Source organism: Nocardia sp. NPDC059236 (assembly GCF_042754085.1).
GTDB lineage: Bacteria > Actinomycetota > Actinomycetes > Mycobacteriales > Mycobacteriaceae > Nocardia.
Genome location: NZ_JBHZAF010000003.1, coordinates 599,672 through 613,202 on the forward strand (window position 1 = coordinate 599,672; position 13,531 = coordinate 613,202).

A 13,531-nucleotide genomic window follows, 5' to 3' on the forward strand; every position below is an offset into this window, starting at 1 on the left:
CGAGTACCCCGGCACCGCCGGCAGGTTGCTCCATATCGTCCATTCTGGCGCGTGGTGTGACGAACTCCCCGCCACCGGGCCCTTCCCGATCGGCGACGATCCACAGCATGGGAGGCTTAAGCTGAATAGGCCCAGGCCCAGGACGCGAACAAGGAGCCAACGCAGCGTGACCACCAAAGGCAGCGTGAGTGCCGCCGTGGAGGCGGCCACCGGTCCACGCGGTGGTCGTGTCGACGGCCGCAAACGCCGCTGGCAACAGCACAAGATCGACCGGCGCGAGGAGCTGGTGGACGGCACCCTCGCCGCCATCCGCAAGCGCGGCGGCGATGCCGGCATGGATGAGATCGCCGCCGAGATCGGCGTCTCGAAAACCGTGCTCTACCGGTATTTCTCGGACAAGCAGGACCTGACCCGCGCCACCATGGAGCGGTTCATCGAGACCACGCTGATGCCGCGCATCTACGAGGCCATCAGCGACGACCTCGACGAGTATCAGCTGGTCCGCAATACCTTGGCGGCCTATGTACACACGGTCGACTCGGACACCGATGTCTACCGGTTCATCATGGGCAACGGCTCGGCCACCGACACCTCCACCCTCGCCGATTTCGAGAAGCTCTTCGCGCAGGTGGTCTCGGCGGTCATCATCGACAAGTCCTTCGACCGCGGCATTCAGACCGAAGGCGCGATGCTGTGGTCCTACGTGCTGGTCGGTGGCGTGCAGCTGGCCACCGACTGGTGGATCTCCAACCGCACCATGTCCAGCGAGGAAATGCTCGACTACCTCACGATGATGGCGTGGAGCGCCATCGAGGGCATGGTCCGCGCAGGCGGCGACCGGCACTACTTCAACGCGCGCCCGCACGTGCTGCCGGACCCGGAAAACCGCGAAAACAGTGCTAGCTGACGGCTAGCACTCGAGTTCGCAGTGTGGTTAGGCTGAACCCGGCGGACCACACCACGGGGCATCCGCCGTGTCGGCACCAACGGGGGTGTTGGCTCCCATGGAGGGTCACTATGGCGAAAGAGCTGCCCACATCCAGGCTTGCGCGGGGGACGAAGCTGGGAATTGCCGTCGCCGGTAATGCCTTGCGCGCCCAGAAGACTCGACGATCCATGCGCGGCCGCTCCGAGGCCGTGCGGGCGCGGATGGCCGAGGAGTCCATGATCCGGGCCACCGAGCAGATGGTCATGGTGCTGGGCACCATGAAGGGTGTGGCCATGAAGCTCGGGCAGATGCTGTCCGTCCTGGACCTGGATCTGGTGCCGCCGGAGCATCGGGAGCGGTTCCAGCGCCGGCTGGCGGTGCTGCGCGACAGCGCGCCCACGGTGTCGTTCGAGGTGATGCGGGCGGTCATCGAGGAGGACTTCGGGCAGCCACTGGAAGCCGTTTTCGCCGAATTCGATCCGCAACCCGTGGCCGCGGCCTCGATCGGGCAGGTCTACAAGGCGACGCTGCACAACGGCCGCGAGGTCGCGGTCAAGGTGCAGTACCCGGGCATCGACGTCGCGGTGCGCGCGGATCTGAAGAACCTGGCCATGTTCCGGCGCATCCTGCAGTCGGCCATGCCGTGGGTGACCCCGGCCGTGCTGGACGAACTGCGCCTGAATCTGGAGAGCGAACTCGACTACGTCGCGGAAGCCACTACCCAGAAACAGATTTCGGAGTTGTTCACCGGGCATCCGTTCATCGTGGTGCCGACCACCTACCCGGAACTGTCCACCACCCGGGTGCTGGTGAGCGAGTACTTCCCGGGCCGCGGCTTCGACGAGATCCGGGAACTGCCTGCGGCGGAACGCAATCGGATCGGCGAGATCATCTACCGCTTCTACGTGGGCTCGCTGTTCACCTTCAACGAGTTCTGCGGCGACCCGCATCCGGGCAATCTGCTGCTGGGCCCGGACGGCCGGGTGGCGTTCCTGGACTTCGGGCTCTTCAACCGGATGGATCCCGAGCACGTGCAGTTCGAGGCCATTTGTATTCGCGCCGCGGCCGAGGAGCGGGCCGAGGATCTGCGCGATCTCATGGTCGAGCGCGGGGTCATCGATTCGCCGGAGGAGATCACGCCCGAGGAGTGTCTGGAATACGTGCTGGCGGCCTGCGAGTGGGCGCTGGTGGACGAGGATCTCACCATCACCCCCGAATTGGCCTCCGGCGCTTTCGTTCTGGCGGTGGATCCGCGGGCCAGCGAGTTCACCGGGATGAAGCAGCAGAATCTGCCGCCCGAGCATCTGTTCTCCCGGCGGGCCGACTTCCTCACCTTCGGCATGCTGGGGCAGCTGGAGGCGACCGGCAATTGGCATCGCATCGCGCGCGAGTGGCTCTACGGGGACGAGCCGGTCACCGAACTCGGCCGCGCCCATCACAACTGGCTGGCGAGCCGCCCGGCTCCGGCGCCGACCACCGGGGGGCCGACCAAGAAGACCCGTAAGCGCGCCGCCAAGGCGTGAAACCTCACCGACGGGAAAGAAGAGCCATGGCCAACAGGGAATTCGACATCGTCCTATTCGGGGCGACCGGCTTCGTAGGCAAGCTGACCGCGCAGTATCTCGCCGAGGCGGCACCGGCCGGTGCGCGCATCGCGCTGGCGGGGCGGTCGCCGGAGAAGCTGGCCGCCGTGCGCACGGAACTCGGGGCCGCGGCGGCGGAATGGCCGCTGGTGCAGGCGGATTCCACCGATCAGGCCAGCCTCGACGCGCTGGCGGCGCGCACCTCGGTGGTGGTCACCACCGTGGGCCCGTACCTGCGCTACGGGTTGCCGCTGGTGCAGGCGTGTGCCGAGAACGGCACGCACTACGCCGATCTCACCGGTGAGCCGCTGTTCATCCGGGAGTGCATCGACCGCTTCGGCGATCGGGCCGCCCAGACCGGCGCGAAGATCGTGAATTCCTGTGGCTACGACTCGATTCCGTCGGATCTGAGCGTGTATCAGCTGTACAAGCGCAGTGTCGCGGACAACGCCGGCGAGCTCACCGACGTCACCCTGGTGGCCTGGCTCAAGGGTGGGGCCAGCGGCGGCACCATCGATTCCGGGCGGGCCATGATGGAGGCCATCGCGGAGGATCCGAGCAAGGCGTCGGTGATGTCGCACCCGTATTCGCTGAGCCCCGACAAGGCCATGGAGCCCGACGTCGGCCGCCAGAGCGATCAGGCGCTCTCGCGGGCCTCGGCCATCGATCCGAGCCTGGACGGCTGGGTGGCGACCTTCATCATGGGCGCGCACAACACCAAGATCGTGCGCCGCTCCAATGGCCTGCTGGGCTGGCCCTACGGCAAGAACTTCCGCTACCGGGAGGTCATGAGCGCGGGCTCCTCGGCCACCGCGCCGCTGGTCGCCGCGGGCATCGCGGGCGGGATCGTGGCCACCATGGCGGCGGGCGCGGTGCTCTCGCGAGTGGCCGTGGGCCGCAAGCTGATCGACCGCATCGTGCCCAAGCCGGGCACCGGGCCGAGCGAGCAGGCCCGGCGCAGCGGCTGGTTCACCATGCGCACCTTCGCGCACACCACCTCGGGCGCGAAGTACGAGTGCACCTTCGCCGGCAAGGGCGACCCGGGCTATCAGGCCACCTCGGTCATGCTGGGCCAGTCCGGCCTGTGCCTGGCCTTCGACAGCCTGCCGGAGCTGGCGGGCATTCTCACCCCGGCCTCGGCCATGGGTGACGCGCTGAGCGAGCGGTTGCGCGCGGCGGGCATCACCATCGAGGTCGCGCCCGTCTGACGCGCCGCGGCGGTCACGTCCGGCGCGCCGCGGCGGTCACGCCGGAGTGCTGTATTCCGCGATGAGCTCTCGGTAGCGATCGAAGGCGGGCTTCGGCGTGTAATCCGAACGCAGGAGCCCGAATTCGAGGTTCATATCGCCCTCATCGCTGTAGGAGTCGCGCAGGCCGAAGTGCTCGTAGGTGGTGATGTTGAGCTCGTCGGCCAGGCCGTCGACAAGGCGCACCACGGTCCCGAGCATCTCGGCCTGCCGCGCATAGGACCGGTCCGGCCCGGTGGCCCAGCCATTTTCGGTGATGTGGATGGGGGTGGTGGCCGGAATGCCCGCAGCGGCCAGGCTTTCGCGGCGGAAGGCGGTCACCACCGCGGTGATGGCGGCTTCCAGGCTCTCGGCGGCGATCGGGCGGAAGACGTCGGGGAAGAAATCCAGGCCGACATAGTCGAGCGCGGCGGCGAATTCGCGCCCGCCCCGGCGGCCCAGATCGGTCCAGAACTCCTGTGCCGGATCGAAGATCGGTGTCGAGTTGCAGCCGATGCGGACCGCGAGGCCGAGCCGGTCGACCTCCGCGCGGGCGGCGCGCACCCCCTCGATGATGGCCTGCCGGACCTGCGGGTAGCCGCCGTTGCCGCCGGGTCCGGCATGGTTGGGCTCCTCCGCGATCTGCAGTGAGCAGAGCACCGGTCCGTAGTCGCGAATCTGCTTGCGCAGGAACGCGAGCCAGCCGGTGAGGTCGTCGCCGGGTTCGTGGAAGCACACCACCAGATCGAGTTTCCGGTGCGCCGTGGCGTACTGCCAGGGCTGCGGCGGCGCCTCCTGGAACCCGCCGCGCGTGTCGCTGTAGAGGACGTAGCCGCGCACCACGAACGGATGCTCGCCGTGCAGTTCGTCCAGGGCGGCCGTGATGCGGTCGGCCTGTTCCGGTGGGCCGGGCGTGACATTGCCGAACTGATCGCCGGCGAGTCCGCCGGCATAGATGCCGAATCTGAGCGTCATGGGTCCGACCGTACCTCGAATTTTGGTGCCACACCAATTTTAGTGTCACACCTATACTGCTCTGCGACAGGAAGGAGAGGTCGTTGGCACTGCGCGAGGAGAAGAAGCGCGCCACCCGGACCGCACTGGCCGACGCCGCCATGGCGTTGTTCGTGGAGAAGGGCTTCGACAAGGTGACCGTCGCCGAGGTGGCGCGCGCCGCGAACGTCTCGGTCAACACGGCGTTCAACTACTTTCCGACCAAGGAGGACCTGTTCTTCGACCGTCAGGACGAGGTCGCGAACCGGCTCGCGACCGCCGTCCGCGACCGCGAGCCGGGCGAATCGGCGGCCGCGGCCGTGCGACGCGCCTTCCTCGACCGGGTGCGGCGCGACGACCCCACCCTCGGCCTTTCCCCCGGCGCCACCACCTTCTGGCGCATGATCGACGAAAGCCCTGCCCTGCAGGCCCGATTGCGCCGAATCGGCGAGCAGACCGAGGCGGCCCTGGCCGTGGCGCTCGCGGCGGCCACCGGCGCGAGCCCGGACGACTCCACGCCGAGACTCGCCGCGTCCGCCCTCGCGGGACTGGATCGCGCGCTGCACGCGGAGATCCGCCGGGCCACGCTGGCGGGAGCGGACCCGGAGACGGTGCGCGCCACCGCGATCCGGGCCGCGACCGGCGGATTCGACACGGCAGTAGCGGGACTCGCCGACTACGGGCGGTGACGCGACGGCCGTCAGGCCGGCGTGTGCTCGATCAATGCGGTGAGCGCGGCGCGCAGGTCGGGGCGGGCCGCATCGGAATACAGTTCGGTGAGCGCGATCTCGGCCACCATGGCGATGACCAGGTGCGCCACCGCGGGCGGGTCCGCCCAGCCCAGCTGCTCGATATCGGGCGCGATCGCCGCGGCGACCAGCTGATTGCGGGCGGTCACCTCGTCGAGCAGATCGGCCTCGGTGCGGGACTGGGCGAGAAAGGCTTTGGTGCCCCGGGTGGCGAGGCAGGCGTCGAGGTAGGCGGTGAGGCCGGCGCGCAGTCGCTCGCGGCCGGGCGCGAGGTCGCCGACGGCGGCGAGGACGAGACCGGTCAGCTCGTCGTGATACCGGCGATGCAGGGCGACGACATAGCTGCGCCGATCCGGAAAGTGGTGGTAGAAGGTGCCTTTCGCCATGCCGGCGGCCTGGACCACGGCATTGACCGACAGTCCGGCCAGGCCTGTGCGCGCGGCGACCTCCGCCCCGGCGTCGAGCAGGGCGTTGCGGCCGGGTTCCGCTGGTCGGGGCATGGCCGGAATCCTTTCCTGCGCTGTCTCTTCCCCCCGAGGGTACACAGCGGCTAGCCTATGACCGACCGGTCGGTCATACGCGGCGCGTAGGGGGCATCGTGAGGCCGACCGGCACGAATCCCCGGGAGTACCCATGCGATCGGTCACCCGCTGCCTCACCGCCGCCGTCCTGTTCGCCGCCGCGCTCGCCGGACGCCCGGCCGCGGCCGACGAGCCGAATCCGTCCTACAGCTACTTCGGCGGACTGGCGGCCGAGCTCACCGCGCCCCGGCAGCCGCCGCCCGGCGCGAACGACTGGTCCTGCAAACCCGCTGCCGCGCACCCGAATCCGGTGGTGCTGCTGCACGGGCTGTCCAATGACACCGTCACCTGGAACACCCTGTCCGCGGTCCTCACGAACGCCGGATACTGCGTGTTCACCACGACCTACGGCACCGGCGCGCTCGGCCCGGTTCTGGGCGCGATCACGCCGGTCGAGACCAGCGCCCGGCAGATCTCCGACTTCATCGACCGGGTGCGCGCCGAAACCGGTTCGGACAAGGTCGATCTCGTCGGTCATTCGATGGGCGGCGCGGTGCCGTTCTACGCCCTGAACCACCTCGGCGCCATCCCGAAGATCGACCGCTACGTGGCGCTGGCCGCGCCGCTGCACGGCTCCACGGTCAGCGGCCTCGCGAACCTGCAGCCGCTGCTCGAATCCACCGCGCCCGGAGCGGAACTGGCCGCGCAGTGCGGGCCGTGCCAGCTCTCGCCCGGCTCGAAGGTCGCCATCGATCTGAACGCGGACCCGGCCCTCGCACCGGACATCCGGTTCACCACCGTGGTCTCCCGCTACGACGAGATCGCCACCCCCTGGACCACCGGCCTGCTGGACGGACCCAATGTCGACGACGTGGTGCTGCAGGACCTCTGCCCGGCCGACTACACCGAGCACTACGAGCTGCCCGCGGATCCGGTCACGGTGCGCGTGGTCCTCAATGCCCTCGATCCCGCGCACGCCGAACCCGTCTCCTGCACGGTCGTCCTGCCTTTCGCAGGACCGCTGGATCGATAGCAATCCACCATTCGAGTGCGGCAGGTCACAGATTGCGCGTGCCCGTGACAGGCAGCACCCGCAGAATCTCTCCGGTAGGGTCGCGGACGGGACGGAGGTGGTACCCAAGAAAGGGGGGTCGGCCACGTGAAATGGATCCTGACCCCGGACGAGTTCGCGATGATCTGGACCCGCGAAACCGATCTGGAACGCCGTCCCTATCCGCTCGACACGACTCCGGCGACACCCGAGAATCCCGACGACGCATCGCAATTCGGTCCGATCACCCCGGGCGGCGCGCCGGCGCGCTTCCTGCGCCGCACCGATCCCGACCTGGCCGCGGCACTGACCCTGTGCGCCCGCACCGACACCACCACCGTCACCCTGTACGGCGAGCGCACCGCCGGCCCGGAGGCCCGGCGCATTCTCGCCTTCGCAGCGGTGGCACAGCAGCGGGTTGGCATTCTGGTCTCGCTGCCGGACGCGGTGACGGTATCGCTGTGTCCCGCTGAGCAATTGGGGCGGGAACTGGTGGAGGTCATCGGGTCGGCGCCGCCGGGACGGCTGGAGCCGCTGCGCGAACCGCAGCAGGCGGTGCTGTATCCCGACGCCGCCGGCACCGGCGCGGAGGCCGACCGCTTCCGCCACAAACTGCGGGAACCGGTGGACGGGCGCGGATTCATCACCGTCACGGTCGAACCGGCGAATCCGCTGTCGCCGCCGACTCGGCATCGCACCTGGCTGGACTTCTCCGGTGACGGCCGCTATCTGCTGACCACGGCCGCCGACCTCACCCTGACCCCGGTCACCGATGAGGAATTGGCCGCGCACCTGGTGCAGCTGGCCCGGGTGTGAGTGCGGGCGCCGGTCGGGTTCGGCGCGGTTGCCTGCGGGAAACCACGCCCCGTGCTAGGCATGATGAATGGCGAAGGCGACATCCAGGTCGAAACCGGTCACCAAGGCGCTACGCGCCGATGGCGTCAGGGTGATCGATCTGAATACATCCGCGACTCCGGGTTTCAAGGGCGACAAGCGCGCCGGCGAGGCCCTGCTCGAGGAACGCCGCGCGGTGTTGTCGGATCTGCAGGAAAAGCTCTATGCCAACGGCCGTTCCGGTGACACCCGCAGCGTGCTGCTGGTGCTGCAGGGCATGGACACCGCGGGCAAGGGCGGCATCGTCCGGCACGTGATCGGTTCGGTGGACCCGCAGGGCGTGGACCACGCGGCCTTCGGGGTGCCGACGCCGGAGGAACAGAAGCACCACTACCTGTGGCGCATTCGCAAGAAGCTGCCGCGCGGCGGGCAGCTCGGTGTCTTCGACCGCTCGCACTATGAGGACGTGCTGGTGGTGCGGGTGCACGATCTGGTCGCGCCGGAGGTGTGGGGCAAGCGCTACGACGAGATCAACAAGTTCGAGCGCAAGCTGGTGGACGACGGCACGACCGTGGTGAAGGTGGCCATGTTCGTCTCGCTGGACGAACAGAAGAAGCGGCTCATGCAGCGGCTGGACCGGCCCGACAAGTACTGGAAGTTCAACCCGGGCGACATCGACGAGCGCGCGTACTGGCCGCAGTACCAGGAGGCGTACCAGGCGGTGCTGGACCGCACCAATACCGACTACGCGCCCTGGTACGTGCTGCCCTGCGATTCCAAGTGGTACGCACGGCTGGCCGTCACCGAACTGCTCATCGACGCCCTGCAGGGCCTGAAGCTGGACTGGCCGCCCGCGGAGTTCGATATCGCCGAACAGAAAAAACGTCTCATCCAGGGGTGATTCACACCCCTACCGGGTGAATTCTCGCCGCTGACCACGGAAAATCGCTCGTCGTCGCAAACCGGGCGCGACTCGGCACGCGCACATGCAGGAATCTCTCAGGTTCTCGGGTGAAGATGGGCGCGCACGTGTCGTGACAACGGAAGGCGTGGTGAGCACAGAGGTGAGCACTAAACCGGGTGACCGTAAAAATCCGCTCGCGAAAGCGGCGCGGGCCGAACGCAACCGCAAGATCTTCATCCAGGTCGGCGTGGCCGCGGTTCTGGTCGGTCTGGTGGCGGCCATCGGCATCGGTCTGGCGATCCGCAAGCACGACGACAACAAGGGCACGCCGGCCGCGTCGTCGGCCTCGTTCGCCCCGGCCGTCACCCACGATCCGAGCACGGGCGCGGTTCCGCCGAACGTCACCCCCGGCGGCGCCATCCGCATCGGCAATCCGGACGCCAAGGCGAAGATCCAGATCGTCGCCGACCTGCAGTGCCCGGCCTGCAAGATGTTCGAGGGCTACAACTCCGACGTGCTGGCCAAGGCGGTCCAGAACGGTTCCGCCACCATCGATTACAACATCATCTCCTTCCTGGACCGGGCCTCCAACGGCAACCAGTACTCGACCCGCGCGGCCAATGCCGCCTATGTGGTCGCGACCGCGGACCCGTCGAAGTTCCAGGCCTGGCTGGGCACCATGTTCGGCAAGCAGCCGCCGGAGAACGGCAACGGCATGACCGATGACCAGCTCATCCAGATCGCGGCCGACGCCGGATACACCGATCCGCAGGTGGCGCAGGACATTCGGGACGGCAAATACATCCAGTTCGTGAAGGACGAGACCAAGGCGGTCTTCGCCACCGGCCTGCAGTCCACCCCGACCGTGTACGTGAACGGCAGCCAGGTGCAGGATGCCAAGACGCTCATGAGCCCGGGCGGCATGACCTCGGCGATCGAGAACGCGAGCAAGTGATGATCGCGGCGGGTCCCCGCTCGGCCTGGCCGCTGCTGCTGGGTGCGTTGATCGGCTGGGCGGCGTCGGTGACGCTGCTGGTCGAGAAATTCAAGTTGCTGACCGAGCCCGGCTACAAGCCGATCTGCTCCATCGATCAGACCCTCTCGTGCTCGACGGTCATGGAATCGCCGACCGCGGCGTTGTTCGGATTCCCCAATCCGATCATCGGCGTGGTGGGATTCTCGGTGGTCGTCACCATCGGCGTGCTGGTGGTGTGCGGAATTGCCCTGCCGCGCTGGTTCTTCGGCGCCCTGTGGTTCGGCCTGCTGCTCGGTGTGGCGTTCATCTGCTACCTGGTGTGTGACGCGGTGTTCAAGATTCACGCGCTGTGCCCGTGGTGCATGGTGGTGTGGGCGGTGACGCCGGCGCTGCTGGCCATCGTGACCAACCTGCTGTGGGGACGCTCGCGGGGACTGCTGCAGATCCTGGTGGAGTGGCGGTGGACGCTGGTCGCCGTCTTCTACGCGGTGGTCATCCTGATCGTGTACCTCCAGTTCCAGTCGTACTGGAACAGCAAGTTCTAGTTGGGCGGGCCGACGGTGAGCGTCACGTTCACCGTCCGGTGCCCGCCGTTCGGTTCGCTGACCTCGAGCCGCACCACATCGTCCGGTCGATGGGCGTTGAGTGCGGCTTTCAGCATTTGTGAGCTGGTGATGGCGCGGTCGTCGAGGGCGGTGATGACCTCGCCGTCGGTGAGTCCGGCCGCGTAGGCGGGCAGTCCGTAGATGGACACGTCGATGCGCGCGCCGGCCGGCTGCGCGTCGGAGGTGAGGATGCCCAGGGTGGCGGTGGGGCCGATGTGCACGGTGTCGGTCGGTGTGCCGGAACGGATCTGGCGGACCACGTTCATGGCGGTGTCGATGGGCACGGCATAACCGTTGGGGCCCTTGCCCGTTGCCTTCTGCATGTCGCCCGAGGCGGCGGTGATGACGCCGATGACCGAGGCGTAGCGGTCCACCAGCGCGCCGCCGGACTGGCCGGCGGCCACCGCGGCCGCGACCTCGATCATGCCGTGCAGCGATTTCCGCGACAGGTCGGCGGCATTGCGGGCCACAATGGCCGAATCCAGATTGGTGATGGACCCGCCCACCGCGGTCGGCGAGCCGGTGCCGCCCGCATTGCCGATGGCCAGCACGGCGTCGCCCAGGTGCAGTGGGGCGGAGTTGCCGATATGGGCGACCGGGAGCCCGCCGGCGCCGTTCAGATCCAGCACGGCGATATCGGCGCCGGAGTCGTAGCCGGCGACGGTGGCGGTGTAGGTCGCGCCGGTGCCGACATCCGAAACCGTCACGGTGTCAGCGCCTTTGATGACGTGGTGGCTGGTGAGCACCTCGCCCTCGGCGGTCAGCACGATGCCGGAGCCGGCCGCGCCCAGGCCGTAGGGTCGGATGCCGGCGGTGATGTTCACCAGCGCCGGTTCGGCCACCCGTGAGACCAGATCGACATCCAGCGGCGGCAGCGACGGGCCGGCCAGCTCGGCGGTGGTGGCATCGTCGCGGAACGGCCAGCGCGGCAGTTCGCCGCGGTAGCCGAGAAACCCGGTGATGCCGAGGACGGCGGCGACGACCAGTGCCAGGGTGCGCCCGCCCCGGCCGGGCCGACGGCCCCGGGCCGGGTAGGGGCCGGTAGCGCCGCCCGCCGGATCAACCCCGCGCGTGTCGCTGTCCACGGACCCTCCCGATTGCGGTTCGCCCGCCAACTCGAGCATGTCTGTCTATTGGTGTACCAGTATTTCAATGGCTCAGTGCCGCAACAGCCAACATGGCCAGCACCCCGGCCAGGGTGCACAGCAGCGGTCCCCGGGCGGGTTTGCCCGCATGTGCCTCGGGCAGGATATCGGCCGTGGCGAGATAGAGCAGGAAGCCCGCGAAATAGCCGAGATACAGGCCGACGAGTTCGGCGGGCACCCGCACCAGCGTGCCGATGATCGCGCCGACCACCGGGGCGACGGCATCCAGTCCGAGCATGATCAGGCCGCGTGTGCGGGCATTGCCGTACAGCGTGGTCAGGGTGAAAGTGTTGAATCCGTCGGCGAAGTCGTGGCAGATGACCGCGATGGCCACCGCCACGCCGACCGCCGCGCCGGCCTGGAAACCGAAGCCGATGCTGAGGCCGTCGAGGGTGGAGTGGAACACCAGGCCCGCGCCCGCGAGCAGGCCGAGCGAGGAGAAGTCGTGATTGTGCCGGTGCGCGACGAATTCGTCCTCGTAGCCGGTGTGCAGGGCCATCGAGCGCTCGATCACGTGCACGGTGAAGAAACCGACCACCGCGGCCAGCAGCGGCACCGGCACGCCGAGCGCGATGCGGCTGTCCTGCTCCAGCGCGTCGGGCATCAGGTCGAAGGCCACCACGCCCAGCATGACGCCCGCGGCCAGGCCGAGCACCAGCCGCTTGCGATCACCGATGTGCACCGCCAGCAGCCCGCCGATCAGGGTGGCGCACATGGAGAGCAGGGACAGCAGAATGGCCATTCCGCCAGCATGACGTCGTTGGCGGCCGGATTGCCACCCGCGCCGCGGGTGAGAAATCGAACGATCGGTTGATCATTTCGGGCATGCGGGAGTAGGCATGACTTCATGAGCACTGCTACCGCCTACGCGGTCTCCGCCCCGGACGGGGCCTTCGAGAAAATCGCCATCGAGCGCCGCGAACTGGGCCCGTACGACGTGCTGATCGACGTCAAGTACGCGGGTATCTGCCACTCCGACATCCACACCGCCCGCAACGAGTGGCGCGGGACCGCCTACCCGTGCGTGCCCGGGCACGAGATCGCCGGCATCGTGGCCGCGGTGGGCTCCGAGGTGACCCGGCACCGGGTCGGCGATCGGGTCGGCGTGGGCTGCCTGGTCGGCTCCTGCGGACACTGCGACCCCTGTCTGGCCGGCGAACAGCAGTACTGCGAGAACGGGGCGGTCTGGACCTACAACAGCCCGGTGCCCGCCGAACAGCAGGCGGGCGGGCGCACCCTCGGCGGCTACGCCACGCAGATCGTGGTGACCGAGAGCTTCGTGCTGGCCATTCCGGAGGGCATCGGGCTGGATGTGGCCGCGCCACTGCTGTGCGCGGGCATCACCCTGTTCTCGCCGCTGCGGCACTGGCACGCCGGGCCGGGCAAGCGGGTCGCCATCATCGGCATGGGCGGGCTCGGGCACATCGGCGTGAAGATCGCCGCGGCCATGGGCGCGGAGGTCACCGTGCTCAGCCACTCGCTGTCCAAGCAGGAGGACGGCCTGCGGTTCGGGGCGCACCACTACTACGCCACCGGTGACCGCGAGACCTTCAAGAAGCTGCGCGGATCCTTCGACCTCATCATCAATACCGTCTCCGCCGACCTGCCGATCGAGGACTACCTCAAACTGCTGCGGCTGGACGGCAGCCTGGTGGCGCTCGGGCTGCCCGAGCAGCCCTACAGCGTGCGGGCTTCCGCGCTGGCGGGCCTCCGCCGTTCGCTGTCCGGCTCGATGATCGGCGGCATTCCGCAGACCCAGGAGATGCTGGACTTCTGCGCCGAGCACGGCATCGGCGCGGAGATCGAGGTGATCGCCGCCGACCGCATCGACGAGGCCTACGAGCGGGTGATCGCCTCCGACGTGCGCTACCGCTTCGTGATCGACGCCGCCACCATGTGAGGCCGCGGGGGTGGTTTGGGGGGGGGGCGCCGGCGCGGGGGCCCGCCCCCCGGCGCGGCGGGGGGGGGGGGCGGGGGGCGGGGCGGGGGGGGGGGGGGGCGGGGCCGGGGGGCCCC

Annotated in this window: 14 protein-coding genes; 10 read left to right on the forward strand and 4 right to left on the reverse strand. The window is 68.7% G+C overall.

Annotated features, from left to right (window positions below; translation table 11 throughout):
* Positions 1-166 precede the first annotated feature (166 nt).
* From ACFXIV_RS11790 to ACFXIV_RS11800, 3 genes are all read left to right on the forward strand, one after another.
* The gene (locus tag ACFXIV_RS11790) at positions 167-907 is read left to right on the forward strand and encodes a TetR/AcrR family transcriptional regulator (protein WP_379389195.1); all 741 of its coding nucleotides are present in this window, start codon (positions 167-169) and stop codon (positions 905-907) included.
* Positions 908-1,017: 110 nt separating this feature from the next.
* Entirely contained in the window at positions 1,018-2,451 is a 1,434-nt protein-coding gene (locus ACFXIV_RS11795) for an ABC1 kinase family protein (RefSeq protein ID WP_379399591.1), read from the forward strand.
* 26 nt (positions 2,452-2,477) lie between these two features.
* Positions 2,478-3,719 carry a saccharopine dehydrogenase family protein gene (locus tag ACFXIV_RS11800; RefSeq protein ID WP_379399592.1) on the forward strand — a complete coding sequence of 414 codons (1,242 nt, stop codon included), beginning with the start codon at positions 2,478-2,480 and terminating at the stop codon, positions 3,717-3,719.
* A gap of 36 nt (positions 3,720-3,755) precedes the next feature.
* Here the strand turns inward: ACFXIV_RS11800 and ACFXIV_RS11805 are convergent, their stop codons facing one another.
* Entirely contained in the window at positions 3,756-4,712 is a 957-nt protein-coding gene (locus ACFXIV_RS11805; protein ID WP_379399593.1) for a hypothetical protein, read from the reverse strand.
* Positions 4,713-4,795: 83 nt separating this feature from the next.
* On the opposite strand from ACFXIV_RS11805, the gene ACFXIV_RS11810 reads away from it, so the two are divergent.
* Positions 4,796-5,419 carry a TetR/AcrR family transcriptional regulator gene (locus tag ACFXIV_RS11810; protein ID WP_379399594.1) on the forward strand — a complete coding sequence of 208 codons (624 nt, stop codon included), beginning with the start codon at positions 4,796-4,798 and terminating at the stop codon, positions 5,417-5,419.
* A gap of 11 nt (positions 5,420-5,430) precedes the next feature.
* Here ACFXIV_RS11810 and ACFXIV_RS11815 read toward each other — a convergent pair whose 3' ends face one another.
* Complete coding sequence (locus tag ACFXIV_RS11815) at positions 5,431-5,979, reverse strand: TetR/AcrR family transcriptional regulator (RefSeq protein WP_379421240.1); 549 nt, start codon at positions 5,977-5,979, stop codon at positions 5,431-5,433.
* 133 nt (positions 5,980-6,112) lie between these two features.
* On the opposite strand from ACFXIV_RS11815, the gene ACFXIV_RS11820 reads away from it, so the two are divergent.
* The 5 genes from ACFXIV_RS11820 to ACFXIV_RS11840 all read left to right on the forward strand — a co-directional run bounded on the left by ACFXIV_RS11820 (position 6,113) and on the right by ACFXIV_RS11840 (position 10,310).
* The gene (locus ACFXIV_RS11820) at positions 6,113-7,033 is read left to right on the forward strand and encodes an esterase/lipase family protein (protein WP_379404197.1); all 921 of its coding nucleotides are present in this window, start codon (positions 6,113-6,115) and stop codon (positions 7,031-7,033) included.
* Positions 7,034-7,159: 126 nt separating this feature from the next.
* On the forward strand, positions 7,160-7,867 hold the full coding sequence (locus tag ACFXIV_RS11825) for an ESX secretion-associated protein EspG (protein WP_379404196.1): 708 nt from the start codon (positions 7,160-7,162) through the stop codon (positions 7,865-7,867).
* 67 nt (positions 7,868-7,934) lie between these two features.
* Complete coding sequence (locus tag ACFXIV_RS11830; protein ID WP_379404195.1) at positions 7,935-8,786, forward strand: polyphosphate kinase 2 family protein; 852 nt, start codon at positions 7,935-7,937, stop codon at positions 8,784-8,786.
* 163 nt (positions 8,787-8,949) lie between these two features.
* Complete coding sequence (locus tag ACFXIV_RS11835; protein WP_379404194.1) at positions 8,950-9,744, forward strand: DsbA family protein; 795 nt, start codon at positions 8,950-8,952, stop codon at positions 9,742-9,744.
* Positions 9,744-10,310: a vitamin K epoxide reductase family protein gene (locus ACFXIV_RS11840; protein WP_379404193.1), complete on the forward strand. Its 567-nt coding sequence runs from the start codon at positions 9,744-9,746 to the stop codon at positions 10,308-10,310. Before ACFXIV_RS11835 ends, ACFXIV_RS11840 begins: the two co-directional genes overlap by 1 nt.
* On the opposite strand, the gene ACFXIV_RS11845 is transcribed toward ACFXIV_RS11840, so the two are convergent.
* On the reverse strand, positions 10,307-11,455 hold the full coding sequence (locus tag ACFXIV_RS11845) for a S1C family serine protease (RefSeq protein ID WP_379404192.1): 1,149 nt from the start codon (positions 11,453-11,455) through the stop codon (positions 10,307-10,309). The two genes, ACFXIV_RS11840 and ACFXIV_RS11845, sit on opposite strands and share 4 nt — an antisense overlap.
* Before the next feature lie 64 nt (positions 11,456-11,519).
* A complete protein-coding gene (locus ACFXIV_RS11850) occupies positions 11,520-12,257 on the reverse strand; it encodes a ZIP family metal transporter (RefSeq protein ID WP_379404191.1) in 738 nt (245 codons plus the stop codon).
* 105 nt (positions 12,258-12,362) lie between these two features.
* Between ACFXIV_RS11850 and ACFXIV_RS11855 the strand changes: the two genes are divergently transcribed.
* Positions 12,363-13,415 (forward strand): NAD(P)-dependent alcohol dehydrogenase, encoded by a 1,053-nt coding sequence (locus ACFXIV_RS11855; protein ID WP_379404190.1) that lies wholly within the window; start codon positions 12,363-12,365, stop codon positions 13,413-13,415.
* The last annotated feature ends 116 nt before the right edge of the window (positions 13,416-13,531 follow it).

Bases quoted from the DNA above. Each gene is read 5' to 3' on its own strand.
- ACFXIV_RS11815 (WP_379421240.1), bottom strand. From the start codon at position 5,979: ATGCCCCGACCAGCGGAACCCGGCCGCAACGCCCTGCTCGACGCCGGG.
- ACFXIV_RS11855 (WP_379404190.1), top strand. From the start codon at position 12,363: ATGAGCACTGCTACCGCCTACGCGGTCTCCGCCCCGGACGGGGCCTTC.
- ACFXIV_RS11830 (WP_379404195.1), top strand. From the start codon at position 7,935: ATGGCGAAGGCGACATCCAGGTCGAAACCGGTCACCAAGGCGCTACGC.
- ACFXIV_RS11850 (WP_379404191.1), bottom strand. From the start codon at position 12,257: ATGGCCATTCTGCTGTCCCTGCTCTCCATGTGCGCCACCCTGATCGGC.
- ACFXIV_RS11805 (WP_379399593.1), bottom strand. From the start codon at position 4,712: ATGACGCTCAGATTCGGCATCTATGCCGGCGGACTCGCCGGCGATCAG.
- ACFXIV_RS11800 (WP_379399592.1), top strand. From the start codon at position 2,478: ATGGCCAACAGGGAATTCGACATCGTCCTATTCGGGGCGACCGGCTTC.
- ACFXIV_RS11820 (WP_379404197.1), top strand. From the start codon at position 6,113: ATGCGATCGGTCACCCGCTGCCTCACCGCCGCCGTCCTGTTCGCCGCC.
- ACFXIV_RS11840 (WP_379404193.1), top strand. From the start codon at position 9,744: ATGATCGCGGCGGGTCCCCGCTCGGCCTGGCCGCTGCTGCTGGGTGCG.
- ACFXIV_RS11795 (WP_379399591.1), top strand. From the start codon at position 1,018: ATGGCGAAAGAGCTGCCCACATCCAGGCTTGCGCGGGGGACGAAGCTG.